General features: G+C 74.4%; 25 protein-coding genes. 14 read left to right on the forward strand and 11 right to left on the reverse strand.

Features of this window, described 5'->3' with window-relative positions:
* Nucleotides 1-83: 83 nt before the first annotated feature.
* Nucleotides 84-1,028: an MBL fold metallo-hydrolase gene (locus PKE99_RS26145; protein WP_037050870.1), complete on the reverse strand. Its 945-nt coding sequence runs from the start codon at nucleotides 1,026-1,028 to the stop codon at nucleotides 84-86.
* A 67-nt stretch (nucleotides 1,029-1,095) separates the two neighbouring features.
* Between PKE99_RS26145 and PKE99_RS26150 the strand changes: the two genes are divergently transcribed.
* Entirely contained in the window at nucleotides 1,096-1,251 is a 156-nt protein-coding gene (locus tag PKE99_RS26150; protein WP_156067949.1) for a hypothetical protein, read from the forward strand.
* A 19-nt stretch (nucleotides 1,252-1,270) separates the two neighbouring features.
* Here PKE99_RS26150 and PKE99_RS26155 read toward each other — a convergent pair whose 3' ends face one another.
* The 3 genes from PKE99_RS26155 to PKE99_RS26165 are packed head-to-tail and all read right to left on the reverse strand — an operon-like array spanning nucleotide 1,271 to nucleotide 2,764.
* Nucleotides 1,271-1,657 (reverse strand): hypothetical protein, encoded by a 387-nt coding sequence (locus PKE99_RS26155; protein WP_037050869.1) that lies wholly within the window; start codon nucleotides 1,655-1,657, stop codon nucleotides 1,271-1,273.
* 38 nt (nucleotides 1,658-1,695) lie between these two features.
* Nucleotides 1,696-2,004: a hypothetical protein gene (locus PKE99_RS26160; protein WP_081924576.1), complete on the reverse strand. Its 309-nt coding sequence runs from the start codon at nucleotides 2,002-2,004 to the stop codon at nucleotides 1,696-1,698.
* Nucleotides 2,005-2,008: 4 nt separating this feature from the next.
* On the reverse strand, nucleotides 2,009-2,764 hold the full coding sequence (locus tag PKE99_RS26165) for a substrate-binding domain-containing protein (RefSeq protein WP_231498368.1): 756 nt from the start codon (nucleotides 2,762-2,764) through the stop codon (nucleotides 2,009-2,011).
* 24 nt (nucleotides 2,765-2,788) lie between these two features.
* Between PKE99_RS26165 and PKE99_RS26170 the strand changes: the two genes are divergently transcribed.
* On the forward strand, nucleotides 2,789-3,997 hold the full coding sequence (locus tag PKE99_RS26170; protein ID WP_037051021.1) for an FAD-dependent monooxygenase: 1,209 nt from the start codon (nucleotides 2,789-2,791) through the stop codon (nucleotides 3,995-3,997).
* Between the two features lie 134 nt (nucleotides 3,998-4,131).
* Here the strand turns inward: PKE99_RS26170 and PKE99_RS26175 are convergent, their stop codons facing one another.
* The 4 genes from PKE99_RS26175 to PKE99_RS26190 form a co-directional block, all read right to left on the reverse strand.
* Nucleotides 4,132-5,700 carry an AMP-binding protein gene (locus PKE99_RS26175; RefSeq protein WP_037050864.1) on the reverse strand — a complete coding sequence of 523 codons (1,569 nt, stop codon included), beginning with the start codon at nucleotides 5,698-5,700 and terminating at the stop codon, nucleotides 4,132-4,134.
* Nucleotides 5,697-6,842 (reverse strand): EstA family serine hydrolase, encoded by a 1,146-nt coding sequence (locus PKE99_RS26180; RefSeq protein WP_037050862.1) that lies wholly within the window; start codon nucleotides 6,840-6,842, stop codon nucleotides 5,697-5,699. The genes PKE99_RS26175 and PKE99_RS26180 overlap by 4 nt, the downstream gene beginning before the upstream one ends.
* A 38-nt stretch (nucleotides 6,843-6,880) precedes the next feature.
* A complete protein-coding gene (locus PKE99_RS26185) occupies nucleotides 6,881-7,480 on the reverse strand; it encodes a QsdR family transcriptional regulator (RefSeq protein WP_037050861.1) in 600 nt (199 codons plus the stop codon).
* A gap of 272 nt (nucleotides 7,481-7,752) precedes the next feature.
* The gene (locus PKE99_RS26190; protein WP_051738012.1) at nucleotides 7,753-8,217 is read right to left on the reverse strand and encodes a nuclear transport factor 2 family protein; all 465 of its coding nucleotides are present in this window, start codon (nucleotides 8,215-8,217) and stop codon (nucleotides 7,753-7,755) included.
* Between the two features lie 240 nt (nucleotides 8,218-8,457).
* On the opposite strand from PKE99_RS26190, the gene PKE99_RS26195 reads away from it, so the two are divergent.
* Together PKE99_RS26195 and PKE99_RS26200 are read left to right on the forward strand one after the other, a co-directional pair.
* Nucleotides 8,458-9,003, forward strand: coding sequence for a hypothetical protein (locus PKE99_RS26195; RefSeq protein WP_037050851.1), 546 nt, complete (start codon nucleotides 8,458-8,460; stop codon nucleotides 9,001-9,003).
* Nucleotides 9,004-9,006: 3 nt separating this feature from the next.
* Complete coding sequence (locus PKE99_RS26200; protein ID WP_037050846.1) at nucleotides 9,007-9,378, forward strand: Lsr2 dimerization domain-containing protein; 372 nt, start codon at nucleotides 9,007-9,009, stop codon at nucleotides 9,376-9,378.
* A gap of 99 nt (nucleotides 9,379-9,477) precedes the next feature.
* Here PKE99_RS26200 and PKE99_RS26205 read toward each other — a convergent pair whose 3' ends face one another.
* The gene (locus PKE99_RS26205) at nucleotides 9,478-10,791 is read right to left on the reverse strand and encodes an MFS transporter (protein WP_037050845.1); all 1,314 of its coding nucleotides are present in this window, start codon (nucleotides 10,789-10,791) and stop codon (nucleotides 9,478-9,480) included.
* Nucleotides 10,792-10,916: 125 nt separating this feature from the next.
* On the opposite strand from PKE99_RS26205, the gene PKE99_RS26210 reads away from it, so the two are divergent.
* The 6 genes from PKE99_RS26210 to PKE99_RS26235 all read left to right on the forward strand — a co-directional run bounded on the left by PKE99_RS26210 (nucleotide 10,917) and on the right by PKE99_RS26235 (nucleotide 17,436).
* Nucleotides 10,917-11,396: a MarR family winged helix-turn-helix transcriptional regulator gene (locus PKE99_RS26210; protein WP_037050842.1), complete on the forward strand. Its 480-nt coding sequence runs from the start codon at nucleotides 10,917-10,919 to the stop codon at nucleotides 11,394-11,396.
* A 102-nt stretch (nucleotides 11,397-11,498) separates the two neighbouring features.
* Complete coding sequence (locus PKE99_RS26215) at nucleotides 11,499-13,094, forward strand: acyl-CoA synthetase (RefSeq protein ID WP_037050839.1); 1,596 nt, start codon at nucleotides 11,499-11,501, stop codon at nucleotides 13,092-13,094.
* Complete coding sequence (locus PKE99_RS26220; protein WP_051738011.1) at nucleotides 13,091-13,915, forward strand: crotonase/enoyl-CoA hydratase family protein; 825 nt, start codon at nucleotides 13,091-13,093, stop codon at nucleotides 13,913-13,915. The genes PKE99_RS26215 and PKE99_RS26220 overlap by 4 nt, the downstream gene beginning before the upstream one ends.
* Complete coding sequence (locus PKE99_RS26225; protein WP_231498367.1) at nucleotides 13,912-15,891, forward strand: acetoacetate--CoA ligase; 1,980 nt, start codon at nucleotides 13,912-13,914, stop codon at nucleotides 15,889-15,891. Before PKE99_RS26220 ends, PKE99_RS26225 begins: the two co-directional genes overlap by 4 nt.
* Nucleotides 15,888-16,823 carry a 3-hydroxyacyl-CoA dehydrogenase NAD-binding domain-containing protein gene (locus tag PKE99_RS26230; protein WP_037050832.1) on the forward strand — a complete coding sequence of 312 codons (936 nt, stop codon included), beginning with the start codon at nucleotides 15,888-15,890 and terminating at the stop codon, nucleotides 16,821-16,823. Before PKE99_RS26225 ends, PKE99_RS26230 begins: the two co-directional genes overlap by 4 nt.
* A gap of 52 nt (nucleotides 16,824-16,875) precedes the next feature.
* Nucleotides 16,876-17,436: a GNAT family N-acetyltransferase gene (locus PKE99_RS26235; protein WP_037051013.1), complete on the forward strand. Its 561-nt coding sequence runs from the start codon at nucleotides 16,876-16,878 to the stop codon at nucleotides 17,434-17,436.
* Between the two features lie 10 nt (nucleotides 17,437-17,446).
* Here the strand turns inward: PKE99_RS26235 and PKE99_RS26240 are convergent, their stop codons facing one another.
* A complete protein-coding gene (locus PKE99_RS26240; RefSeq protein WP_037050831.1) occupies nucleotides 17,447-17,854 on the reverse strand; it encodes an ester cyclase in 408 nt (135 codons plus the stop codon).
* 118 nt (nucleotides 17,855-17,972) lie between these two features.
* On the opposite strand from PKE99_RS26240, the gene PKE99_RS26245 reads away from it, so the two are divergent.
* Nucleotides 17,973-20,537, forward strand: coding sequence for an ATP-binding protein (locus PKE99_RS26245; RefSeq protein ID WP_037050829.1), 2,565 nt, complete (start codon nucleotides 17,973-17,975; stop codon nucleotides 20,535-20,537).
* A gap of 12 nt (nucleotides 20,538-20,549) precedes the next feature.
* Here PKE99_RS26245 and PKE99_RS26250 read toward each other — a convergent pair whose 3' ends face one another.
* Entirely contained in the window at nucleotides 20,550-20,804 is a 255-nt protein-coding gene (locus tag PKE99_RS26250) for a hypothetical protein (RefSeq protein ID WP_051738010.1), read from the reverse strand.
* A gap of 244 nt (nucleotides 20,805-21,048) precedes the next feature.
* Between PKE99_RS26250 and PKE99_RS26255 the strand changes: the two genes are divergently transcribed.
* The 3 genes from PKE99_RS26255 (at nucleotide 21,049) to PKE99_RS26265 (ending at nucleotide 23,155) form a co-directional block, all read left to right on the forward strand.
* Complete coding sequence (locus PKE99_RS26255) at nucleotides 21,049-21,624, forward strand: OsmC family protein (protein WP_037050826.1); 576 nt, start codon at nucleotides 21,049-21,051, stop codon at nucleotides 21,622-21,624.
* 65 nt (nucleotides 21,625-21,689) lie between these two features.
* Nucleotides 21,690-22,799, forward strand: coding sequence for an NAD(P)/FAD-dependent oxidoreductase (locus tag PKE99_RS26260; protein WP_037050823.1), 1,110 nt, complete (start codon nucleotides 21,690-21,692; stop codon nucleotides 22,797-22,799).
* On the forward strand, nucleotides 22,796-23,155 hold the full coding sequence (locus PKE99_RS26265; protein ID WP_037050821.1) for a hypothetical protein: 360 nt from the start codon (nucleotides 22,796-22,798) through the stop codon (nucleotides 23,153-23,155). The genes PKE99_RS26260 and PKE99_RS26265 overlap by 4 nt, the downstream gene beginning before the upstream one ends.
* Nucleotides 23,156-23,161: the final 6 nt, after the last annotated feature.

Here is a 23,161-nt window from a genome sequence, read left to right on the forward strand (position 1 = left end):
GGTCACGACCGTGATTCGCCGGGGCCCGCGATCTCACCGTAAGTCGACGATGACGTCATGTACAGACCGGGCGGCGGACCGTCTCAGGCGCGGCAGGTCAGCGGGCGTCCGCCGTTGTAGGTGACCATGTCACCCAGCGCCGCGATCACGTCGATCGGCGCGCCCCGCTCGGCCCCGGCCAGCTCGGCGTAGGCGCGGTGGAGGTTGCCGACGATGCGCTCGGCGTCGGGCCAGTCCGCGAAGCGCCCGAGGTCGGTGTCCTGCGCGGCCTGCAACGGCGTGACGCCGGCGGCGCGGCCGCGCTCGGCCACGTCGAGGACGAACCGGAGGTAGTCCAGGCTCGCGTCGAGTGGCGCGCGGTCGTGGAAGACCGGCCCGTGGCCGGGGACCGTCGTCCCCGCGGCGAGCGGGGCGACGACCGTCTCCAGCACCTCGATCGCCCCGGCCACCGAGCCCATGAGCAGGAACGGCGTGCCGCCGTTGAACACCAGGTCGCCGCAGAACAACGTGGAGCGTTCGGGGAACCAGACGAGCGAGTCGTTCGTGGTGTGCGCGGGCTGCCCGACGTGCAGCACCTCGGCCCGCAGGTCTCCGAGGTGCAGCGCGATGCGGTCGGTGAAGGTGAGGAAGGGCGGGTCGAGCGGCAGCGATCCCCACTCCGGGTTGTCCCAGAACGGCAGGTCCCGGGGCGGGCCGAACGCGATCATCTCGGCGCGGGCGCGCTCGTGCGCGACGATCGTCGCGGTGGCGAACAGCGCGTTGCCCCAGGTGTGGTCGCCGTGGTGGTGGGTGTTGACCAGCGTCCGGACCGGCGCCGGGCTCACCGACGCGATCGCGGCCGCGAAGGCCCGGGTGCGCCGCTCGGTGGCGCACGAGTCCACGGCCACCACGCCCTGCGGGCCCACCGCGAACCCGGTGTTGTTGATCCACCAGGTGCCGTCGGGCTGGACGTACGCCCAGATCCCGTCCGACACCTCGTCCAGGGTCGGGGGCGCGGGGGTGGTGATGTCGTAGGTGTGGGCGCTCATGTGCGGCCTCCCTCCTCGCCTGCGTCCCACCTTGGCAGGCGGAGTGGGGACGTGGGAGCCCCGCTCGATGCCGTTCAGGCGCGGGAAGACCTTCACCATCTGGGCCCGGAGGGGCGCGCTGCTCGGCCGAGGGCGCGACGCGGGCGCGTGCGGTGAACCGGCGGCTGCCGACCTGCACCCCGACGCCGGGGTCCGCGGCCTCGTCTCGCTCAACGGACGGTGACCGGGGGACCCAGCGACACTCATCCCGGTGGGGCCAGCCAGCGTGCTGCGGCGTCGAAGGTGTCGGCCGGCGTGCTGTTGAACGCGATCGCGGCATCGGGTGCGTGCCGACGGACGAGGTTGATGATCCGTTCGAACAGATCGAGCTGGTCGGGCGAGCGGACGCCTCCGCCGACGACCACCACCTCCCACTGCCGCCTGTCGAGGGCCTCGGTCACGACCGCCTCGACGTCGTCGCTGCCGTCGAGCCCGAACAGGCAGGTCTCGACCCCGACCCCGGCGTCGGCGAACCGCGCCAGGCCGACGGCGATCGCCTCGGCCACGGGGGCGGGGTCCCAGGGCCCGGGCACCCGGTAGGGGTCGAGCCCGATCACCAGAACCCGTGGCCGGGGCGCGGCGGTGTCCACGGTCCGACAGTATTCGCGTCGCCGGCGTCAGGCGTCGGTCAGCGGCGGGAGAGGCGGCGGCGGTTGGCGGTGACCGTGCGGTGGACCGGGGTGAGGCTCTCGGACAGCACGAGGCTGGCGGCGCGGGGTACGGCCCAGGCCGAGGCGACGGCGGCGCGGGTGAAGGCGGTGCCCTTCTCCGCGACCATCCGCCGGTACTCCCGGCGGTCCCGCGCGTTCGGCGGCCAGCCGCCCGTGGCCATGCGGACCGTGCGGTGGGCGACGACCTGGGGCGCCGACCACGTGATCTCGGCGAGCTGCCGCCAGGGGGCGAGCACCTCGCTCCACCCGTTCCTCCTGCGCGTCACCGGATCACGGTAGCCGGTCGGCCAGGGCCTCCAGCGCCTCGGTCCACCGCCGCTCGCGGGTCGCCGCGTCCTGCTCCCACCACGGCTCGCCGCGCTCGCCGAGACCACGTTTCGCCAGGTCGACACGACGACGGGCGGCCCGGACCGCGGCGGGGTCGTCCGCCGCGCGAGCGGTGCGCACCGCCGCCCGCGCCTTCCCGAGATGGTGTTGGAGCTCAGCCCGGACCTCCTCCGGCAGCTCCGGATCGGCCGCGCGCCAGCGCCGGCCCTCGACCACGATCCAGCGCCCGTCGGCGGTGCGCTCCGGAGGCATGCGCCGAGCCTCCGGCACCCGGCCCGCCCCCGCACGTCGGGCGGCTACACGTCCAGGCCGTCGAGCAGGGCGTAGAAGGGAGCGACAGCGGCGTCGTCGAACGGCACGAACGGGCCGTGGATCGCCCCGGGCGGACGGCCGCCACGCGAGGAGCTCGGCGAGCAGCCGGTCGAGGATGGCGGAGTCGAGGCCAGCGCGCGCGAGGACGACCGGCGGCGCCAGCCCGTCGATCCGGTCGACGATGCGGGTGCGGTCGGCGTTGGCCGGAGTGGCGGCCCAGACGTCCTCGAGCACCATCGTGGCTCGGGCGGTGCCGTCGAGGACCGCGTCGATCTGGGCCTGCCGGAGCGGGGTGAGCACCAGTGCGAACTGCTCGGCGAGCCGCCGCCCGTGCCGCGCGGCGAGCAGCGCCGGGGCGAAGTAGCTGGAGGAACAGTGCGCCTCCACCTGTGGGCGACCTACCCTCGGCCAGTGCCTCCTCGCACTGCCCTGATCGCCGGCGCGAGCATCGCCGGGCCGGCTCTTGCGTTTTGGCTCGGCCGCCACGGATGGCGGACGACGGTCGTGGAGCGAGCACCCCGCCTGCGCACCGGCGGCCAGAACGTCGACCTCCGCGGGGCCGGGCTGCAGGTCATCCGCCGCATGGGGCTGGAGGAACAGGTGCGCGCCGCAGACACGGGCGAGTTGGGGGTGGAGTTCGTCGGGCCGCGCGGGCAGGTGCTCGCTCGGTTCCCGGTCGGGGATGCCAGCGGCATGAGCGTGACCTCGGAGGTGGAGATCCTGCGCGGCGACCTCGCCGAGCTGCTGGTCTCGGCCACCTCCGACAGCACGGAGTACCGCTTCGGCGACCGCATCACCTCGCTGCGGCAGGAGGACGGCACCGCCACGGCTACCTTCGCGAACGCTCCGGACGAACGGTTCGACTTCGTCGTCGCCGCCGACGGCATCGGCTCCGGCACCCGCGGGCTGCTCTTCAACGACGAGCCGGTGGTCCGCTCTCTCGGAGTGGAGGCGACCTGGGCGACGATCCCGCGGACCGCCTCGGACACGGACTGGTGGCGCTGGTTCAACGCTCCCGGCGGCACGTTCTCCTTGCGTCCGGACCGGCACGGCACACTGCGCGTCATCGTCACGCGCACACTCGCCCGGGGAGAGAAGCGCGACGACGCCGACCGGAGAACGCCCGATGAGCAGCGCGCCCTGCTGCGCCGAACCTTCGCCGGCGCCGGCTGGGAGACGGGCCGCGTGCTCGATGCGCTCGACGACGTCGACGACCTGTACGCCGAGGTCCTGGGCCAAGTACGGGCCCCCCGGTGGTCGCGCGGCCGGGTCGCGCTGCTGGGCGACGCTGCCTACTGCCCTTCGCCCATGATCGGCATGGGCACCACCCTCGCCGTTGTCGGCGCCTACGTACTCGCCGGGGAGATCGCCTCGCACACCGACCTCCGCAACGCCCTCGACGGCTACGAGCACATCATGCGGCCCTGGGTCGAGCGGGTGCAGAAACTGCCGCCGGGGGTGCCGAGAGTGGCGAACCCGACCTCCCGTACCGGTGTCGCCATGCTGCGAGCCGCGGTTCGCGTGGCGGGCAGCCCGGTCGTCCGCGGGGTCGCCACCCAACTCCGTCGAGTCGGCACGCCGGCCCCGACCTTCGCCCTCCCCGCATACGCACACGCCTGACGCCAGCTCGTGCTCCTCCCACCGTCTCACGCGGCCCTGTCGAGCTGGTGGCGGCCGGGGTGCCCGCCCGGATGGCGACCTCTGTCGGCGGGACCTGGTCACAGCGCCGTTCTGGCCGGTCCGGTATCCACCCGTCAGGCGTTCTCGCGGGCGCGCAGGTCCTTGCGGAGGATCTTCCCCGAGGCGGACTTCGGGATCGCGTCGAGGAACTCGACCACGCGGACCTTCTTGTACGGCGCGAGCCGCTCCGCGACGAAGGCCATCACGTCGTCGGCGGTCAGTGTGACCCCCTCCTGGACCACGACGAACGCCTTCGGCACCTCCTCCCCCTCCGCGTCGGACACCCCGATCACGGCGGCGTCGGCGATGCCCGGGTGGGTGAGGAGCACGGCCTCGAGCTCCGCCGGCGGGACCTGGTAGCCCTTGTACTTGATCAGCTCCTTGACCCGGTCGACGATGCGGAAGAAGCCGCGCTCGTCGACCGTCGCGACGTCGCCGGTGTGCAGGAAGCCGTCCGCGTCGAGCGTGGCGGCGGTGGCCGAGGGGTTGTTCAGGTAGCCGGACATGACGTTCGGCCCGCGGACCCACAGCTCGCCGCGCTCGCCGGGCCCGACCTCCCGGCCGGTCTCCGGGTCGACGAGCTTGCTCTCGACGTTCGGGATCGCGTACCCCACGCCGTTCAGGTCGTCGTCGGGGTGCCGCTCGTCCATCGAGTGGCTGACGGGGGAGAGCTCGGTCATGCCGTAGCCCTGCAGGACCACGCAGCCGAGCCGGCGGGCGACGGCATGCCCGAGCTCGGCGTCGAGCGGGGCGGCGCCGGAGAAGATGACGTCCACGCAGGACAGGTCGTGCTCGTCGACCAGCGGGTGCTTGGCCAGCGCGACGGCGACGGGCGGGGCGATGTACAGCCGGTTCAGCCGGTACTCCGCGACCACCCGCAGGAACTCCGCCATGTCGAAGCGCGGCATCGTGACGACCGTGGCCCGCCGGTGCAGGCCGTGGTTCATCATCACCGTCATCCCGTAGATGTGGAAGAACGGCAGGACGGCGAGGATCCGGGTCGTCTCGTCCGTGGTCCCCAGGGGCGTGAACTGCAGCAGGTTCGCCACGAGGTTGCGGTGGGTGAGCACCACGCCCTTCGCCAGGCCCGTCGTGCCGGACGAGTAGGGGAGCACCGCGGTGTCCCCGGGCCCGACCTCGAGCTCCGGCGGGGTGGCGCTACTCCCCAGGAGGTCGACCAGCGACGTGCGGCCGTCGACCGGGTCGAGGGTGACGACGGCGTCGTCGGGCAGGCCGGCCTGCGCGGCCGCCGCCGTGGCCCGGTCCAGGAACGGGGACACCGTGACCAGCATCGTCGCGCCGGAGTCGGTGAGCTGGTGGGCGAGCTCGGCGGGGGAGTAGAGGGAGTTCGCGCTGGTCACGATGCCGTTGGCGCGCAACACACCCTGGAACACCGCGACCCAGGCGGGCGAGTTCGGGGCGAACAGCGCCACCACGTCGCCCCTGCGGAGCCCGCGCTCGTGCAGGGCGGCGGCGATCCGGGTGACCATGCCCGTGAGCTCGTCGAAGGTGACCGACGAGCCCGTCGCGCCGTCGATGAAGGCGGCGGCGTCGCCCCGGTCGCCGAAACCGGCGCCGAAGAGGAACTCGGGCAGCGGGACCTCGGGGATCTCGACGTCCGGGTACGGGCTGCGGAGGATCACGCCGGCCCCAGCACACGGTAGATCTCCCGCACGTACCCGGCGCTGCGGTCGGAGCCGATGATGCCCGGCGCCATGCGGTTCATCATGTAGGAGATCGTCAGCCGCCGGCCGAGATCCATGATGATCATCGAGCCGCCCCAGCCACCCCAGAAGCAGATCCGCTCGTCCGGGATGTACGGCAGCGTCTCCCGTTGCGGCAGGCCGTAGCCGATGCCCCACCGCAGCGGAACGCCGAGGACGAGGTCGACGCCCTGCGCCTGCTCGTCGAAGATCAGCTCGATGGTCGCCGGGGAGAGCAGGCGGACACCGTCGACCTCGCCGCCGCGGGCGATCGCGGACAGCATCCGGGCGACCGAGCGGGCGTTGCCGTGGCCGTTCGCGCCGCCGATCTCGGCGCGGCGCCAGGCCTCGGTGTTCGCGTCCTCGGCGTCGACGAGCGGGCCGGTGAGCGTCCGCACCGCCGGGCTGTTCGGGTCCGCGCCCGAGAGGTCGACGGTCACGGGCGGCGGGGGGACGACGTCGGCGATCCGGCCCCACGCCTTCTCCGGCGCGCCGATGGTGAAGTCGGCGTCGAGCGGGCCGGCGATCTCCTGAGCGACGAACTCGGTGAGGGTCCGGCCGTCGACGCGCCGGATCAGCTCGCCGAGCAGGTGCCCGTAGTTGAGCGCGTGGTAGCCCGACGCCGTGCCCGGTTCCCACCACGGCGCCTGGGCCGCCATCCGGGCGGCCGCCCGCTCGGCGTCGTACATGTCCTCGACCGTGGCCGGCCGGTCCAGCCCGGAGACGCCGGAGGTGTGCGAGAGCAGGTGCCGGACCTGCACGTCCTCCTTGCCCGCCGCCGCGAAGTCCGGCCAGTACCGCGCCACCGGGGCATGGACGTCGAGCTGCCCGCGGTCGACCAGCATCAGCGTGGCCAGCGCGGTCACCGTCTTGGTGGTCGACCAGACGTTGACGATCGTGTGCTCGTCCCATGCCGTGGTGCGGGCCTGGTCGCGGTACCCGCCCCAGAGGTCGACGACGCGGTCGCCGTCGAGGTCCACGACCAGCGACGCACCCAGCTCCTCGCCGCTGTCGAGGTGGGCCTGCAGCTGTCCGCGCAGCGGGTCGAAACGGTCCTCGCAGGTGCCCTGGAGCTCGGCCATGATCGGTGCTCTCCTCGTCGAGTGCGGTCGTGCGGGGGTCAGGGGGTGGGAACGCGGGCCGCCCCGTGCAGCAGGGCGGTGACCGCGAGCTCGACCTTGGCGGCGTCGGGCGGGTCCCCGGTGAGCAGGTCGGCGTAGATGAACGACTCGGCGATCCGCACCACCAGGTAGGCGAGGTCGCCGAGCGGCATCGAGGTGCGCAGGTGCCCGCGGCCGCACTCCTCGGCGAGCAGCCGCTCGACCGCGCCGACGACGTGCTGCTGCAGCGGGCTGGCCTTCGTCGTGATCAACCGCAGCGCGCGCTCGGTGTCGCGCTGCAGGAAGGAGCGGTAGTACGGCGCGTCGATCAGGGCCTGGGAGAAGTCGCGCAGGATCCGCCCGATCCGCTCGGGCCCGGATCCGGGCGCGGCGGCCGCCGCGTCGCGCAGAGTGGGGTCGGCGAGTGAGGTCAGCACGGCGACGAGCAGCTGGTCGCGGTTGCCGACCCAGCGGAACAGCGTCGTGCGGTCGACGCCGAGCCGGCCTGCGATCCGCTGCAGGTCGATGCGTTCACCCGCCATGAAGGCGCGGCGGGCGAGCCGGACCGCCTCCCGGGCGTCCGACCGCACCGCGGTCCGGCTGTGATCGGCGACACCCACTCGTGCAGCATATGGTCAGGATGTTGCAGCGAACAAGCAGAACGTTGCAGCCGGTCGCGCCGCCGTCGTCGCCGAAGACCGTGTCGCTGTCCAGGCCGACCCGCGAGAAAGTGGTGACGGACCGCTCGTAGCCGGGCTGCGCGTAGACCTGCTCGCACATCTCCTGCGGCAGTGCGACCTGCGAGCACTGCGGTCGCACTCCCACACGTACACCGCGACGCCCGCGAACGGCACGCCGTCGCCGGCGATGTCGGTGAGGGACAGCTCGAGGGTCAGCGGGACGCCCTCGGCGACGACGGCGGGACGATCGTCGCACCGAGCTGCAGCAGCCGCTGGAGGTCCTGCGCGGTCCGCCAGATCTGCTCGACGCGCCCCTCGGCGATGCGGAACACGAAGATCGCGGAGAAGACCTGCTCGATCCCCGCTGCGGGCACGCCCAGGAAGGTGTCTTGCTCGCAGACGTTGGTCGCGCGGACGACCACCTTGTCGCCCTCGGCGATCACGTCCTCGACGACCCAGCGCTGCCGGATCCGGCCGAACGACGCGACCAGCGCGCGGATCCCGTCGGGTCCCGGCGGCAGGCCGGGCGGGCCGCCGGCCATCGACCACGTGGGCGACGCGGTGCGGCAGAGCTCCTCGACGTCGCCCGCGGAGATCAGGTCGAGCCAGCGCGCGGCCAGCTCCTTCGGGGCCGGCGGCACGGTCCGAGTTGTCAGGGTGGGTGCGGTGGTGGTCATGTCGGGTCCTCTCGCTTCGGGTGAGGGGGAGAGCGTGGCCCGGCGGGCCCGTGCCGCCCATCGGTGGGCGCTGCCCATATCGGCGGCGCACCGCTGCCCACACCGGGGCGACCGACCACCGATCGTCGCGACCGATGGGCCCGAACGGGCGTCCGATCGGCGGTGATGATGTGATCTGCTGGTTCCGCGGACCGCGATGGACCGCGACACTGCACACGAACACGACGAGAGGGGTGTCAGGTGGCCGACGGCGACGCCGATCTGCCGAAGTCGATCCAGGGTGAGCAGCTGGAGGAGACGGGGATCGTCCGGGCCTCGGACGAGGACGTCGACCTCTACGTCGACCGCGTCTCCGACGAGGTCCTGGCGTGCCGGGAACGCGGCCGCCACCTGTTCCCCACGATCCGGCAGGCGGGGATCCACTTCACCGAGGTGGACGACGAGGGATTGTTCGTCCGCCGTCTGACCTGCACGTGCTGCCTGCTCGCCGTCAAGGTGGAGAGGTGGGAGGGCGTGCGGCAGCGGGGTCGGACCCGGTTCCACCGGGTCGCGTCCAACCTCGAGTACCGGACCGGTCCGGAGGGGCAGACCTACCTCGCGGAGACCGGACGCGGCCGCATGACGCCGCGGCAGATCGGCGACTCGGTGGCCTCGAAGGCGCTGGCGGGCCAGACCCTGTCCGCCCTGCGCAAGGCGGCCAAGGAGGCCGCGAAGGAGGCGGCCAAGGAGGCCGGCGGCGCGGCCGGGCGGAAGCGCGCCGCGCGGACCACGGCCGAGGCGGGCTGATCGATGGGCATCAGGGAGATCCGGTACTGCGACCTCACGGGCTCCGAACAGGACGTCGAGTCGCACGAGCTGAACATCGACCAGATGCGGGTGCAGATCGACCTGGCGGCTCCGGAGTACCGCAAGCTGCTGGGGCTGCTGCAGCCCTACATCGACGCCGGCCGGGTGGACGCGTCGATCCCGGACCTGCGGTCGGCCGTGAAGCGCGGCGGGAGCGGCCAGGTCAGCACGAGCACGGGGCTCACCGCCGAGGAGCGCGAGCAGCTGCGGCAGTGGGCCGAGGACAAGGGGATCGAGGTCCCCTCCAACAACCGGTTCAAGCGGTCGCTGGTCGAGCAGTGGCGCGAGGAGCGGGCGGCGGACCAACCGGCCTGATCGCCCCGGTCGTCCGGCCGTTCACGTCGTGCGGCCGCGTCGAACGCACCGGGCGGTGTCCCGCGGCCGTGGCCGCCGGACACCGCCCGATGACGACCGTCAGGCCCGGGCGGGGGTCGAGGCCTCCGTCGACTCGCCCAGGTCGATGGTGGCGGTCTCGCGGAGCGCGAGGATGCAGGCGACCGTGACCACGCACCCGGCCGCGATGATGATCGAGACCGTGGTGGTGCCGCCGCCCCCGGCGAGGACCGAGGCGAACACGACGGGCGCGACGCCCGCGCCGATCCCCGCGATCTGGTAGCCGAGCGAGGCGCCGGTGTAGCGGGCCCGGGTGGAGAACAGCTCGGTGTACAGCGCGGCGAGCGGGCCGTACATGCACGCGTGCACCACACCCTGCCCGACGACGACGGCCACCGCGAGCAGGAACGTCGAACCGCTGTCGATCAGCGGGAACAGCAGGAACGCCCAGACCGCCATGGCGACCGCGCCGGCGAGGACCAGCGGACGGCGGCCGAAGCGGTCCGACAGCGCGGAGAACCCGATGATGCCGGCGATCGCGGCGACCGACGAGACGGTGAGGGCGTTGAGCACGGTCTGCCGGGGGAAGCCGGCCTGCACGGCGTAGGAGATGACGAAGGTCGTCAGCGTGCCCTGCGCGACGAAGGCGCCGAAGCCGACACCGATCGACAGGAGCAGGTTGCGCGGGTGGTTGCGCAGCACGTCGAGCAGCGGCGGCGCGGCGGGCTTCGTGCGGGCGGCCTCGGCGAACACCGGCGTCTCGGCGACGCGCGCCCGGACGAACAGGCCGACGGCGAGCAGCACGACGCTGAGCAGGAACGGGATCCGCCAGCCCCAGGCGAGGAAGGCCTGCTCGCCGGTCGCGCCGGCCGACAGCGCCAGGACCAGGGTGGACAGCACCATGCCGCTGGGCGCGCCGGCGTTGGTGAAGCTCGCCCACAGCCCGCGCCGCGAGGTGGCGTGCTCCGCGGACATCAGCACCGCGCCGCCCCACTCCCCGCCGACCGCGACGCCCTGGACCACGCGCAGCAGCACGAGCAGGACCGGTGCCCAGCCGCCGATCTGCGCCGAGGTGGGCAGCAGGCCGATGAGGGTGCTGCCCACGCCCATCAGCGTCATGCTCAGCACGAGCATCCGCTTGCGGCCCAGGCGGTCGCCGAAGTGTCCGAACAGGATCCCGCCGAGCGGCCGGGCGAAGTACCCGGTGGCCAGCGTGCCGAAGCTGGCGACCGTCCCGACCAGCGGGTCGAGGTTCGCGAAGAAGACCTTGTTGAACACGACGGCCGAGGCCGTGGCGTAGAGCAGGAAGTCGTAGTACTCGATCACGCTGCCGAGGTAGCTCGACAGCACGGCCCGGCGCAGCTGGCTGCGCGGGTGCGGCTGCGGGTGCGTCATTGCGGTGCCCTGTCTGCTGGATGACCGGCCCGGGAGCCGGGCGCGTCGATGGGCGCCGATGGTAAGGAGCTTGATACCCGAGGTCAATGGCTGACCGGTCTCAGGTTTCCGAATACCCTCGCGGCATGACCCAGTCAGCGGCCCGTCCGGCCGGCCGGCGCGGCCAGCGCCTGACCTACCTGGTGAAACGGCTCGAGATGGCCGAGCGCGCGCGGATGGAGGAGGTGCTGCGGCCGCTCGGGGTCACGCTGCACCAGTACACGGCGCTGAGCATCCTCGAGGCCCGCGAGGGGCTGTCGTCGGCGCAGCTGGCGCGCCGGCACGTCGTCACGCCGCAGGCGATGCACCAGCTGATCGCGACCATGGAGCGCGACCGGCTCATCGAGCGGCGCCCGGACGAGGCGAACCGGCGGATCCTGCGGGCGTGGCTGACCGGGCACGGCGTGCAGGTGCTGAAGGAGTGCCACCGGGCGGTCGACGACGTCGAGGAGCGGATGCTCTCCACGCTCACCCCCGAGGAGGCCCTGGCCTTCGGTAGCGCGCTGGAGCGGTGCCTGGAGTCGCTGACCGTGGTACCGGGAGGTGACGTCGCCCCTACCGCTTGACTCGATATCAAGCTCCTTGCTACTAATTCGGTGTCAGGGAGCTTGAGCGCAAGTGGGCTCCATGGTCCCGATCGACCCGGCCGCACCAACGGTGGTGGACGCATGAACCCGACTCTCGTCGCCGGTCCCAACGCGGGCCTGGGGACCTGGCCCGCGCGGCGGGCCCGGATCACCCCGGACCGCGTGGCGCTGAGCGACCCGCACCGCTCGCTCACCTACGCCGGGCTCGCGGGCCGCGTGGCCCGGTACGCCGGGGCGCTGCGCCGGCTCGGCGTGGGCCCGGGTGACCGGGTCGCCTACGCCGGGGTGAACGCCGTCGAGGTGTTCGAGACCTTCTTCGCGACGTGGCTGCTCGGGGCGATCGCGGTCCCGCTCAACCACCGCCTGTCCGGGCCCGAGATCCGGTTCATGCTGGAGGACTCCGGGGCGTCCGTCCTGGTGCACAGCGCGGACACGGACGCGCTGGTCGCTACCGCGCTCGGCGCACGGCCGGCCGCGCTGCGACACCTCGTCGCGGTGCACGGCGGCGCCGACCGCCTCGACTACGAGGCCGAGATCGCCGCCGGTCCGGAGCTCGCGGCCGAGCCCGCGGTCTCCCTCGACGACCCGGCGTTGATCCTCTACACGTCCGGTACGACGGGTCGGCCGAAGGGTGCCGTCCTGACCCACGGCAACCTGACCTGGAACACCGTCAACTTCCTCGCGCACGTCGACGTGCTGAGCACCGACCGCGCGCTGTGCATCGCCCCGCTGTTCCACTGCGTCGGGCTCGGCCAGGTCACGCTGCCCACCCTGTTCAAGGGCGGCAGCGTCGAGGTGCTGCCCAAGGCCGATCCCGGGCTGGTCCTGGAGCGGATCTCCGCGGGGCGGATCACCGGTTTCTCCGCGGTGCCGACGATGCTGCAGATGATGTGCGAGCACCCGGGCTGGGCGGCCACCGACCTGAGCTCGCTCACCCTGGTGCAGTACGGCGGGTCTCCGGTGCAGGAGCGCGTCGCGCGGGCCTGGCTGGACCGTGGGGTGCGGCTGATCCAGGGCTACGGCATGACCGAGGCGGCGCCGGGGGTCTACATGAGCACCCACGACGGCACCGCCGCGCACCCGACGGCGGTCGGCGTGCCGCACTTCTTCACCGACGTCGCCCAGCTGCGCGACGGGCGCCCCGAGCCGCCCGGCGGCGAGCCGGCGGAGCTGGTGGTGCGCGGGCCGCACGTGTTCGCGGGGTACTGGGACCTGCCCGCGGAGACCGGGGACAGCCTGGTCGACGGGCAGTGGTTCCGGACCGGCGACGTGCTGCGGGTCGAGGCGGACGGGTGGGCACACGTCGTCGACCGCGTCAAGGACATGTACATCTCCGGCGGGGAGAACGTGTACCCCGCCGAGGTGGAGGCCGTCGCGGTGCAGCTCGACGCGGTCGCCGAGTGCGCCGTCGTCGGGGTCGCCGACCCGCGCTGGGGCGAGGTCGGCGTTGCCTACGTGCAGGTCCGCGAGGGGGCGGCCCTGACCGAGGCGGCGCTGCGCGCCCATCTCGAGTCCGGGCTGGCCCGGTACAAGGTTCCGAGGTACGTCGAGTTCGTGGCGGAGCTGCCGCGCAACGCCACCGGCAAGCTCCGCCGGGTGGACCTGCGCCGGCGCGCGGCCGACGAGCATCCGAGCGAACGGGTCGCGGCGGGGTCGCGGCCGGAGGGAGCGTCATGACCAGCGCCGCACCGCGGCCGGAGCAGCCGGCCGCCGAGGGGGTCGAGGCCCTGCTGCCGAAGTCGTTGCAGGTCGAGCGGCACGGGGACGTCGCCGTGCTTCGGCTGACCCGGCCCGCCAAGCGCAACGCGCTCGACGACCCGACCGTGCTGGGTGTCGAGACCTTCTTCAGCGCGCCGCCGGCCGGCGTGAAGGCCGTGGTGCTCGACGCCGAGGGCGACCACTTCTGCGCGGGCCTCGACCTGTCCGAGCTGACCGAGCGGGACGCGTTCGAGGGCCTCGAGCACTCGATGATGTGGCACCGCGCGTTCGAGCGGATGGAGCGCGGCCGGCTCCCGGTCGTCGCCGTCCTCAAGGGCGCGGTCATCGGCGGCGGGCTCGAGCTGGCGTCGGCCACGCACCTGCGGGTCGCCGAGCCGAGCGCGTTCTACGCCCTGCCGGAGGGACAGCACGGCCTGTTCGTCGGCGGCGGCGGGTCCGTGCGGGTGCCGCGGCTCATCGGCGCGCACCGGATGGCCGACATGATGTTGACCGGCCGGGTCCTCGCGGCCGAGGAGGGGCAGGCGCTCGGGCTGTCGCACTACCTCGTGGGGCCGGGGGAGGGCCTGGCCAAGGCGGTCGAGCTGGCCCGGAAGATCGCCGCGAACTCACCGGTCACGAACTTCGCGGTGCTGCAGGCGCTGCCGCGCATCGCCGAGGCCAACCCGGCCGAGGGCTACCTGATGGAGTCGATGGTCGCCGCGCTGGCGGGCAGCAGCGAGCAGGCGCAGGAGCGGATGCGGGCGTTCCTCGCGGGCCGGGGCGGGCGGGTCCGCCGGTGACCGCGATCGGGACGACCACGCCCGAGCTGCTCCGCCCCGTCGCCGACGACGTGCGCGAGACCACCGAGATCGGCCGGTTCCTCGGCTGGCTGGAACAGGAGCGCGGGCTGGCGTTCGAGGACTACCCGGCGCTGCACCGCTGGTCGGTCGACGACCCGGAGGGCTTCTGGTCCGCCGTCGCCGGGTTCTTCGGCGTCCGGTTCGCCGCGCCGCCGGAGCGGGTGCTCGGGCGCCGCGAGATGCCGGGCGCGGAGTGGTTCCCGGGTGCGACGCTGAACTACGCCGAGCACGCCGTCGGTCTGCTCGACACGGGCGCCGACGACGCCGAGGTCGCCGTCCTGGCCTACTCGCAGACCCGGGACCGGCAGGAACTGACGTGGGGCGGGCTGCGCGCGCAGGTCGCCCGGGCCCGCGCCGGGCTGGAACGGCTCGGCGTCGGCCGCGGCGACCGGGTGGTCGCCTACCTGCCCAACATCCCGGAGACCCTGGTGGCGTTCCTGGCCACCGCGAGCCTCGGGGCGGTGTGGGCGAGCTGCGCCCCCGAGTTCGGCGCCCGCAGCGTGATCGACCGGTTCGGGCAGATCGAGCCCACCGTGCTGCTCACCGTCTCGGGGTACGGCTACGGGGACAAGGCGATCGACCGCCGCGCGCAGGTGGCGGAGATCCGGGCCGGGCTGTCGACCGTCGAGCACGTCGTGCACGTCCCCTACGGCCCCGACGACCTGCCGGACACCCTCGCCTGGGCGGATCTGCTGGCCGAGCCCGGCGACCTCGCGTTCGACCCGGTGCCCTTCGCGCACCCGCTCTCCGTGCTGTTCTCCTCGGGGACCACCGGCAAGCCCAAGGCGATCGTGCACTCGCACGGCGGGATCCTGCTGGAGCACCTGAAGAACCACGGGCTGAGCTGGGACCTCCGCGCGGGCGACCGGATCCTCTGGTTCTCCACCACCGCGTGGATGATGTGGAACGCGCTGGTCTCCTCGCTGCTGGTGCGCGCGTCGATCGTGATGATCGACGGCAACCCGCTGTTCCCGGACATCCGCGGGCAGTGGCGGCTCGCGGCCGAGACCGGGGCCACGCTGATGGGCGCGAGCCCCGGCTACCTGATGGCCTGCCGCGCCGAGGGCGTGCGGCCCGCGCGCGAGTTCGACCTGTCGCGGGTGCGGCAGATCGGGGCGGCCGGCAGCCCGCTGCCGCCCGAGGGCTACCGCTGGGTGGCGGAGGAGTTCGGGCCGGACGTGCTGCTCAACGTCGGCAGCGGCGGCACGGACGTCTGCTCCGGCATCGTGCAGGGCGGTCCCCTGCAGCCGGTCCGGGTCGGCGAGATCTCCGGGCCCTGCCTCGGCGTCGACGCGCAGGCGTTCGACGAGAAGGGCGAGCCGGTCGTCGGCGAGCTGGGCGAGCTGGTGATCACGACCCCGATGCCGTCGATGCCGGTCGGTTTCTGGGGCGACGCCGACGGCAGCCGCTACCGCGGCACCTACTTCGACCGGTACCCGGGCGTGTGGCGGCACGGGGACTGGGTGCGCTTCTCGCCGTGGGGCGGCGCGGTGATCGCCGGGCGCTCCGACGCGACGCTGAACCGCGGCGGCGTCCGGCTGGGCACCGCGGAGTTCTACCGGGTGGTCGAGGAGCTGCCCGAGGTCGTCGACAGCCTGGTCGTGCACCTCGAGGACACGGCCGGGGGCAACGGGGAGCTGCAGCTCTACGTCCAGCTGCGCGAGGGAGTCGTGCTCGACGACGCGCTGCGCCGGCGGATCTCCACCGCGCTGCGCACGGAGCTGTCGCCGCGGCACATCCCAGACCGGATCGAGGAGGTGCCCGTGGTGCCGAAGAACCGGACGGGCAAGAAGCTGGAGCTGCCGGCCAAGAAGATCCTGCTCGGCGCGGCGCTCGACGACGTGGCGAGCCGGGACGTGCTCGCCGACCCGACCGCGCTGGACCCGTTCGTCGCGCTCGCCCGGAGCCGGGCGTGAGCGCGGCCGGGGTGGAGCGGGTCGCCGTCGTCGGCACCGGGGTGATCGGGGTCAGCTGGGCGGCGCACTTCCTGGCCCGCGGGCTCGACGTCGTCGCGACCGACCCGTCGCCCGGCGCCGAGGAGCGGTTGCGGAAGGAGGTGGCCGCGCTCTGGCCGACCCTCACCCCGGTCGACGGGGCGACGCCGGAGCGGCTGGCGTTCACCGCCGACCCGGCCGAGGCCGCCGCCGACGCGGACTTCGTGCAGGAGAACGGCCCGGAGCGCGAGGACGTCAAGCACGAGCTGTTCGCGGTGCTCGACGGGGCCGCGCGACCCGACGTCGTGCTGGCGTCGAGCTCGTCGGGGCTGTTGCCGTCGGCCATCGCCCGCGGCTGCCCGGCACACCCGGAGCGGGTGGTGATCGGGCACCCCTTCAACCCGCCGCACGTGATCCCGCTGGTCGAGGTGGTGCCGGGGGAGCGGACCGCCGAGGAGGCGGTGACGCAGGCGCTCGCCTTCTACACCGCCGTCGGCAAGAAGCCGATCCGGCTACGCCAGGAGCTGCCCGGCCACGTGGCGAACCGGCTGCAGGCCGCGCTGTGGCAGGAGGCGTACTCGCTGGTCGAACGGGGTGTCGCGTCCGTCGCGGACATCGACACCGCGATCTCCCAGGGACCGGGGCTGCGGTGGGCGGTGCTCGGGCCGTTCGCGAACCAGCACCTCTCCGGCGGGCCCGGCGGGATCGCGCACGTCCTCGAGCACCTCGGCCCGCCGACCGAGAAGTGGTGGCGGGACCTGGGGCAGGTCACGCTGACGCCGGAGCTGGTCGCGACGCTCGTCGCCGGGGTCGACGCCGAGCTCGCCGGGACCGACCCGGCCGAGCTGGCCGCGCGTCGGGACGCCGTCCTGCACAGCCTGCTCGACGCGAAGGCCCGGACCGAGCTGCCGTGATCGGGCCCTCCGGCCCGTGTCGGGCGGCCGGGTGGGCCGGGACAGTGGCGGGATGACGACGGTCCGGGAGACCCAGCCGGTGCTGACCGGGGCGCGGGTCCGGCTGCGCCCCTGGACGGCCGACGACGCCGAGGCCGTCTTCGCCGCGTGCCAGGACGCCGAGATCCAACGCTGGACCACGGTGCCGTCGCCCTACTCCCACGACGACGCGGTCGGCTACGTCACGAGGTTCGCCCCGCAGGCCTGGGAGCAGGGCGACGCGGTGTTCGCGATCGTCGACCCCGCGACCGGCGAACCGGTGGGCAGCATCGGCGCGCACGGCGTCCGCGGCGGGACGGCGAACATCGGCTACTGGCTCGCGGCCGCGGCCCGCGGCCGGGGGCTGGCCCGCGACGCCCTGCGCACGCTCGCGCGCTGGTGCCTGCGGGAGGTCGGGGTCGCCCGCGTCGAGCTCGAGGTCGACCCCGCCAACACCGGGTCGCGGCGGGTGGCCGAGGCCGCCGGCTTCACCGCGGAGGGCACGCTGCGGCGCCGCCTCGTGGTGCGCGGGCGCCGGATCGACGTCGTCATGTACTCCCTGCTGCCCGACGACGCCGCCGCGACGACCCTCTGACCCGTGGAGATCAGAGGGCACCGGCCTGGCGCAGGCGGCCGAGCTCGTCGGCGACCATCACGATCGCCGCGATCCGGCCGTCCGGAGCGAGGGTGAGGACGTCGACCACGGTCAGGGAGAGGCGCTTCCCGGTCGGGGCGAGCTCCCCGACCGCGGTCGACCACGGGCCGGTGTGGTCGGCGACGAGCCGGAACGCCACGGCGAGCTTGCCGGGCGTCTCCACCACCTCCAGCACCTCGCGCTCGTGCCCGGTGAAGGCCGCGTGCAGCGCACGGGCGCGGTCCACCATCTCGGCCACGGTGATCGACGTGCCGTTGACCAGCACGGGATCGGTGTAGACGGCGGCGAAGTCGGCCTCGGGATCGGGCCGGGTGTCCGGCGGGACGGCCCAGAGGGCGAGCAGGCGGTCGACGGTCACGGGTCCTCCTCGGTTCGGCTGATGAGGAGATGCTGCTCGTCGCGGGACCCGCGCGGATCGGTAGGAGATGCCCAGTTCGGACGATGGGGCCGCCGGGATCCGCTGCCACGATCGGGGGATGGAGCTGCTCGAGCGCGAGCGGGAGCTCGCGGAGCTGGAGGCCGCGCTGGCTGCGGCGGCCGACGGTGCGGGCGAGGTCGTGTTCGTGCACGGCGAGGCCGGCATCGGCAAGACGAGCGTGGTCCGGGCCTTCCGCCGCCGCCTGACCGGGCGGGCCCGCGCCTTCCTCGGTGCCTGCGACGACCTGCTCTCGCCGCGCACGCTCGGCCCGCTGCGCGACGCCGCGCCGAAGGACGGCCCGTTGGCGGCGGCCCTGGCCGGGGGCGACCGGGACGCGGTCTACGACGCGGTGCTCGACCTGCTCGCCGCGGAGGCGTCGCCGGCCGTGCTGGTCGTCGAGGACGTGCACTGGGCCGACGAGCCCACGCTCGACGTCCTGCGCCACGTCGGGCGGCGGATCGCGGACCTGCCCGCGATGCTCGTGCTGACCTACCGCGACGACGAGCTGGGCCCCGACCACCCGTTGCGCCCGGTCCTCGGGGCCCTGCCCCGCTCGCGCCGGCTCCCGCTGACCGGCCTCTCCCGAGGTGCGGTGGCGACGCTCGCCGGCGGAACGACCGCGACCTCGGCCGCGCTCTACCGGCTCACCGGCGGCAACCCGTTCTTCGTCACCGAGGCCGTCGCGGCGGGGCCGGACGCGGTCCCCGCCACCGTCGTCGACGCCGTGCTCGCCCGGGTCCGGGGCCTGCCGCCGGACGCACTCGCGGCCCTGGAGCAGCTCGCCGTCGTCCCCTCGGGGGCGGGGCTGCCGCTGGCCAGGGCCCTGCTCGGCGACCTCTCGGTGCTCGCGCCCGCCGAGCGCGCGGGGATCCTCGAGGTGCACCCGGGTGCGGTGACCTTCCGGCACGAGCTCGCGCGCCGCGCGGTCGAGGGCTCCCTCCCCGCGACGCGGCGGATGGCCCTGCACGCCGCCGTCCTGCGGGCCCTGCTCACCGACGACGAGCCGGACCTCGCCCGCGTCGTGCACCACGCCGCCGGCGCGGGCGACGACGCCGCGCTGGCCGAGTACGCGCCCGCCGCAGCGCGGCAGGCGGCCGTCGCCGGCGCGCACCGCCAGGCCGCCGCGCTGTACGAGCAGGCCCTGCGCACCGCGCTCCCCGACGCCGAGCGGGCCGCGCTGCTGGAGGACCTCGCCTGGACGCACTTCCACGGCAACGACCGGCCGGGCGCGGTCCGTGCGGGCACCGAAGCCGTCGCGCTGCGCGAACAGCTCGGCGACCCCGCCGCGCTCGGGCAGGCGCTGAGCACCCTGGCGCTGCAGCAGTGGGCCGCCCTCCAGATCGACGACGGGCTGCGGTCGGTCGACCGGGCCGTCGCGTCGCTGCGCCCCGGGGGAGACTCGTTCGCGCTGGCCTTCGCCCTGACCTACCGCGCCGTGATCCTGGTGAACCTGGACCGCGAGCGCGAGGGGCTGGAGGCCGTGGACGAGGCCCTCGCCCTCGGCGGGCGGCTCGGCCTGGCCCCGCTCCGGCCCACCGGCCTGATCTACCGGGGCCGCGCGCGGTGGCAGCTCGGCGACGCCGGCGGCCGCGAGGACGTGCTGGCCGGGACCGCCCTCGCGGAGGAGCTCGGCCGGCTCGACGACGTGGTCATGGGCCACACGAACCTCGCCTCGCTCCTCTGGCGCTACGCCCGGTACGCCGAGCTGGAGGAGGTGCTCGAGGTGAACCGGCGGCAGACGGACGTCACCGAGCACACCACGCACGACCGCGTGGTGCGCTCCTTCGGCGCCCGGCTCACGGCGCTGCGTGGGAACTGGGCCGAGGCCGACGCGGAGCTGCGGTGGGGGCTCGACGACGTCGAGGGCGGCGGGATGGTCGCCCGGCAGGCCCTGCCCACGCTGGCCCAGATCGCGGTGCGGCAGGGCAGCGCCGAGGCGCCCGAGCTGCTGGCGACGGCCTGGGCGAACGCCGAGAGCGCCCGCACCCTGCCCGCGATGGTCGCCACCGCCGTCGCGGAGGCCGAGCAGGCGTGGCTGACCGGGCAGGACTCCCTCGCCGACCACGCCCGCGCCCTGCTCGCGCGGACCGAGGGCCCGGGCCGTGAGCGGGAGCGGGGCGAGCTCCTGCGCTGGCTGCACCGGCTGGGCGACCCGGTCGCCCCCTTCCCCGGGTGCCCCGAGGAGTACGCCGCCGGGCTGCGCCGCGACTGGCGGGCGGCGGCCGCCGCGTGGGAGCGCATCGGCGCCCCCTACGAGCGGGCGCTCGAACTGACCGCGTCGGGCGAGGCCGCCCCGACCCTCGAGGGCCTCGCGGTGCTCGACGCCCTCGGCGCCCGGCCGGCCGCCGCGCTCGTCCGCGCGCGGCTGCGCGGGATGGGCGTGCACCGGGTCCCGCGCGGGCCCCAGCAGGCCACCCGCGAGAACCCGGCCGGCCTCACCGACCGCCAGCTGGAGATCCTCCGGCTGGTCGCCGCCGGGCGGACCAATCCCGAGATCGCGGCGACCCTCGTGCTGTCGGTGCGGACCGTCGACCACCACGTCTCGGCGGTGCTGCAGAAGCTGGGCGTCGCCTCCCGCCGGGACGCGGCGCGGGCGCTGGCCGCGCTGGAGGTGCACCGGTGAGCGGGTGATCGCTCATGCCGCGTCCCCGGCCCTGACCGGGCGGAGGCCCGGAGCCCAGTCGGGCTGTGCGCCGGGGGGAAGCGGGGCGGCGAGGATCTCGTCGGCCACGCGCATCGAGAGCCGCCCGCCGCCGAAGCGGTGCCCGAAGTCCTGCCAGGCCAGCAGCTCACGGTGGAGCAGCTCGCCGATCGGGCCGGGATGGGTGCGCAGGGCGCGCGCCGCGGCACGGCGCAGGTGGGACGCCTCGGCGGGGGTCATGGCGGTCATGTCTCGTCCTCCCTGTCTCGTCTGCTCGGATCGGGACGCCGGAATCGTCCGTCCGCGGGGGCGCCCCTCTCATCGGTGACGGGCACCCATCTCGGGCACCTACCCATGCCCACCCGCACGGGCATGGGTAGGTGCCCGGCCGAGATGGGTGGCTCTCGCCGATGGGCCGACCCGCCGCTCCCGGGCACGGTGTGTCTCGTCGGGCCGGACCCGCCGGCCGCGAGACCAGCACCGAGGAGCACCCATGAGCCAGACCGTCACCGACACCGTCCGCAACGGCGTCGACACCGCGACCATGTTCGCCACGCTCGACGCCATCAAGGCCCAGCCGGAGATCGCGCAGTTCCGGTTCCGCGCCACCAACACCTGGATCGACGGCGCGCACAACCGCTCGACGATCAAGGGCTTCTACGCCGCCTGCGCCGAGGACACCTCGCGCACCGAGGCCTTCACCCTCGACGCCGGCGAGCCCGCGATCCTGCTGGGCACCGACACCGGACCCAACCCGGCCGAGTTCCTGCTGCACGCCCTCGCCGCGTGCGTCACGACCTCGCTGGTCTACTCCGCCGCCGCCCGCGGCGTACGGCTGACCTCGGTGTCCTCCACGCTCGAGGGTGACCTCGACGTGCAGGGCGCGATGGGCGTCAACACCGAGGACTACCGCAACGGCTTCGAGCGGATCCGGATGACCGTGACCATCGCGGGCGACGCGCCGCCGGAGAAGCTGCGCCAGGTCGTCGAGCGGGGCCGCGACCGGTCCGTGGTGTTCGACTCGGTGACCAACGGCGTCCCGGTCGACCTCGAGGTCGTCACCGCCTGAGCCGCAGGTGGCCGGGCGCGCCGAGGGGTCGCCCGGCCACCTGCCCGTCATCCCGGAGGTCCGTCATGGACTCGTACGACGCGATCGTCGTGGGCGCCCGGTGCGCCGGCTCCGCGACCGCGATGCTGCTGGCCCGGGCCGGGCTCGACGTCCTGCTCGTCGACCGCGCCGACCCCACCCGGGACACCCTCTCCACCCACGCGCTGATGCGCGGCGGGGTGGTCCAGCTCGAACGCTGGGGCCTGCTGGACGCGATCGTCGCGGCCGGGACGCCGCCGGTCGCCACCACGACCTTCCACTACGGACCTGAGACCGAGGTCGTCGAGATGTCCGCGCCGCTCTACGCGCCGCGCCGGACCGTGCTCGACGCGGTGCTGCTCGACGCCGCGCAGGCGGCCGGTGCGACCGTGCGGCTCGGGGCGGACGTGACCGGCCTGCTCCGGCGCGACGACCGCGTGTCCGGCATCGAGGCGCGGGTGCGCGGCGGGGGGACGCTGCGCGCCCGCGCCCCGCTGACCGTCGGTGCCGACGGGGCCCGCTCGACCACGGCGACGCTGGTCGGCGCCGGGACCGTGCGCCGCGGCCGGGCCGCGAGCGCGATCGTCTACGGGTACTTCCCGGCGCCGGCCGCCGGGTACGAGTGGTTCTACGTCCCCGGGGCGACCGCCGGGATCATCCCGACCAACGACGGCCTGGCCTGCGTGTGGGCCGGGATGCCGCCGGCCGAGTTCGCCGCGGGCCGGCCCCGCGGGCTCGAAATGCTGTTCGACGACGTGTTCGGCCGGGCCGCGGGCGTCGCGCTGGGGGAGCGGCAGGGTCCGCTGCGGGGGTTCCCCGGAGCACCCGCGGTGCTGCGCACGCCGACCGGGCCGGGCTGGGCGCTGGTCGGCGACGCCGGGTACTTCAAGGACCCGCTCACCGCGCACGGCATCACCGACGCGCTGCGCGACGCCGAGCTGCTCACCCGCTCCGTCCTGGGCGAGCTCGACTACGGCCGCACCCGCGACCGCGTGTCCCGGCTGCTGTTCTCGGTGGCCGAGGAGATCGCGGGGTACCGCTGGGACCTGCGGGAGATCCGCGCGCTGCTGCTCGCCGAGAGCGCGGCGATGCGGCCCGAGGTGCGCCTGCTGCGCCGGCTCGACGAGCGGACCACGGTGGGGGAGGTGGCGGCGTGATCGGCATGGTCGGCGTGGTGAGCGACCGGGACCGGCTGCTGCTCGCCCTCACCGAGCTCGTCCGGTACGGCGTGGCCGCGGAGGAGTCGCTCCCGGGCACCGCCGACGAGGCCCGCGAGCGCCTGCTCGTGGACCTGTGGACCCGGGCGCCCGGAGCCCTCGGCTCCTACGCCTTCTGGCTCCGCACCGACGAGACCTGCTTCGGCCCCGACGGCAGTCTTCGGGCCGCCCTCCCGCTCCACACCAGCGACGACGTCCACGAGCCGCTGCAGTTCCTCCTCGCCCGCGCGGGCTTCGAGGTGCACACCTCCGGCCCGGACCTGCTGGTCACGGTCGCACTCACCGAGGCCGCCTGAGTTCTC

Origin of the sequence: Pseudonocardia halophobica, assembly GCF_027922425.1 — a bacterium.
GTDB lineage: Bacteria > Actinomycetota > Actinomycetes > Mycobacteriales > Pseudonocardiaceae > Pseudonocardia > Pseudonocardia halophobica.

Bases quoted from the DNA above. Each gene is read 5' to 3' on its own strand.
- PKE99_RS26145 (WP_037050870.1), bottom strand. From the start codon at position 1,028: ATGAGCGCCCACACCTACGACATCACCACCCCCGCGCCCCCGACCCTG.
- PKE99_RS26150 (WP_156067949.1), top strand. From the start codon at position 1,096: ATGCCGTTCAGGCGCGGGAAGACCTTCACCATCTGGGCCCGGAGGGGC.
- PKE99_RS26180 (WP_037050862.1), bottom strand. From the start codon at position 6,842: ATGGCCGAGCTCCAGGGCACCTGCGAGGACCGTTTCGACCCGCTGCGC.
- PKE99_RS26190 (WP_051738012.1), bottom strand. From the start codon at position 8,217: ATGACCACCACCGCACCCACCCTGACAACTCGGACCGTGCCGCCGGCC.
- PKE99_RS26200 (WP_037050846.1), top strand. From the start codon at position 9,007: ATGGGCATCAGGGAGATCCGGTACTGCGACCTCACGGGCTCCGAACAG.
- PKE99_RS26205 (WP_037050845.1), bottom strand. From the start codon at position 10,791: ATGACGCACCCGCAGCCGCACCCGCGCAGCCAGCTGCGCCGGGCCGTG.
- PKE99_RS26210 (WP_037050842.1), top strand. From the start codon at position 10,917: ATGACCCAGTCAGCGGCCCGTCCGGCCGGCCGGCGCGGCCAGCGCCTG.
- PKE99_RS26215 (WP_037050839.1), top strand. From the start codon at position 11,499: ATGAACCCGACTCTCGTCGCCGGTCCCAACGCGGGCCTGGGGACCTGG.
- PKE99_RS26220 (WP_051738011.1), top strand. From the start codon at position 13,091: ATGACCAGCGCCGCACCGCGGCCGGAGCAGCCGGCCGCCGAGGGGGTC.
- PKE99_RS26235 (WP_037051013.1), top strand. From the start codon at position 16,876: ATGACGACGGTCCGGGAGACCCAGCCGGTGCTGACCGGGGCGCGGGTC.
- PKE99_RS26245 (WP_037050829.1), top strand. From the start codon at position 17,973: ATGGAGCTGCTCGAGCGCGAGCGGGAGCTCGCGGAGCTGGAGGCCGCG.
- PKE99_RS26250 (WP_051738010.1), bottom strand. From the start codon at position 20,804: ATGACCGCCATGACCCCCGCCGAGGCGTCCCACCTGCGCCGTGCCGCG.
- PKE99_RS26255 (WP_037050826.1), top strand. From the start codon at position 21,049: ATGAGCCAGACCGTCACCGACACCGTCCGCAACGGCGTCGACACCGCG.
- PKE99_RS26260 (WP_037050823.1), top strand. From the start codon at position 21,690: ATGGACTCGTACGACGCGATCGTCGTGGGCGCCCGGTGCGCCGGCTCC.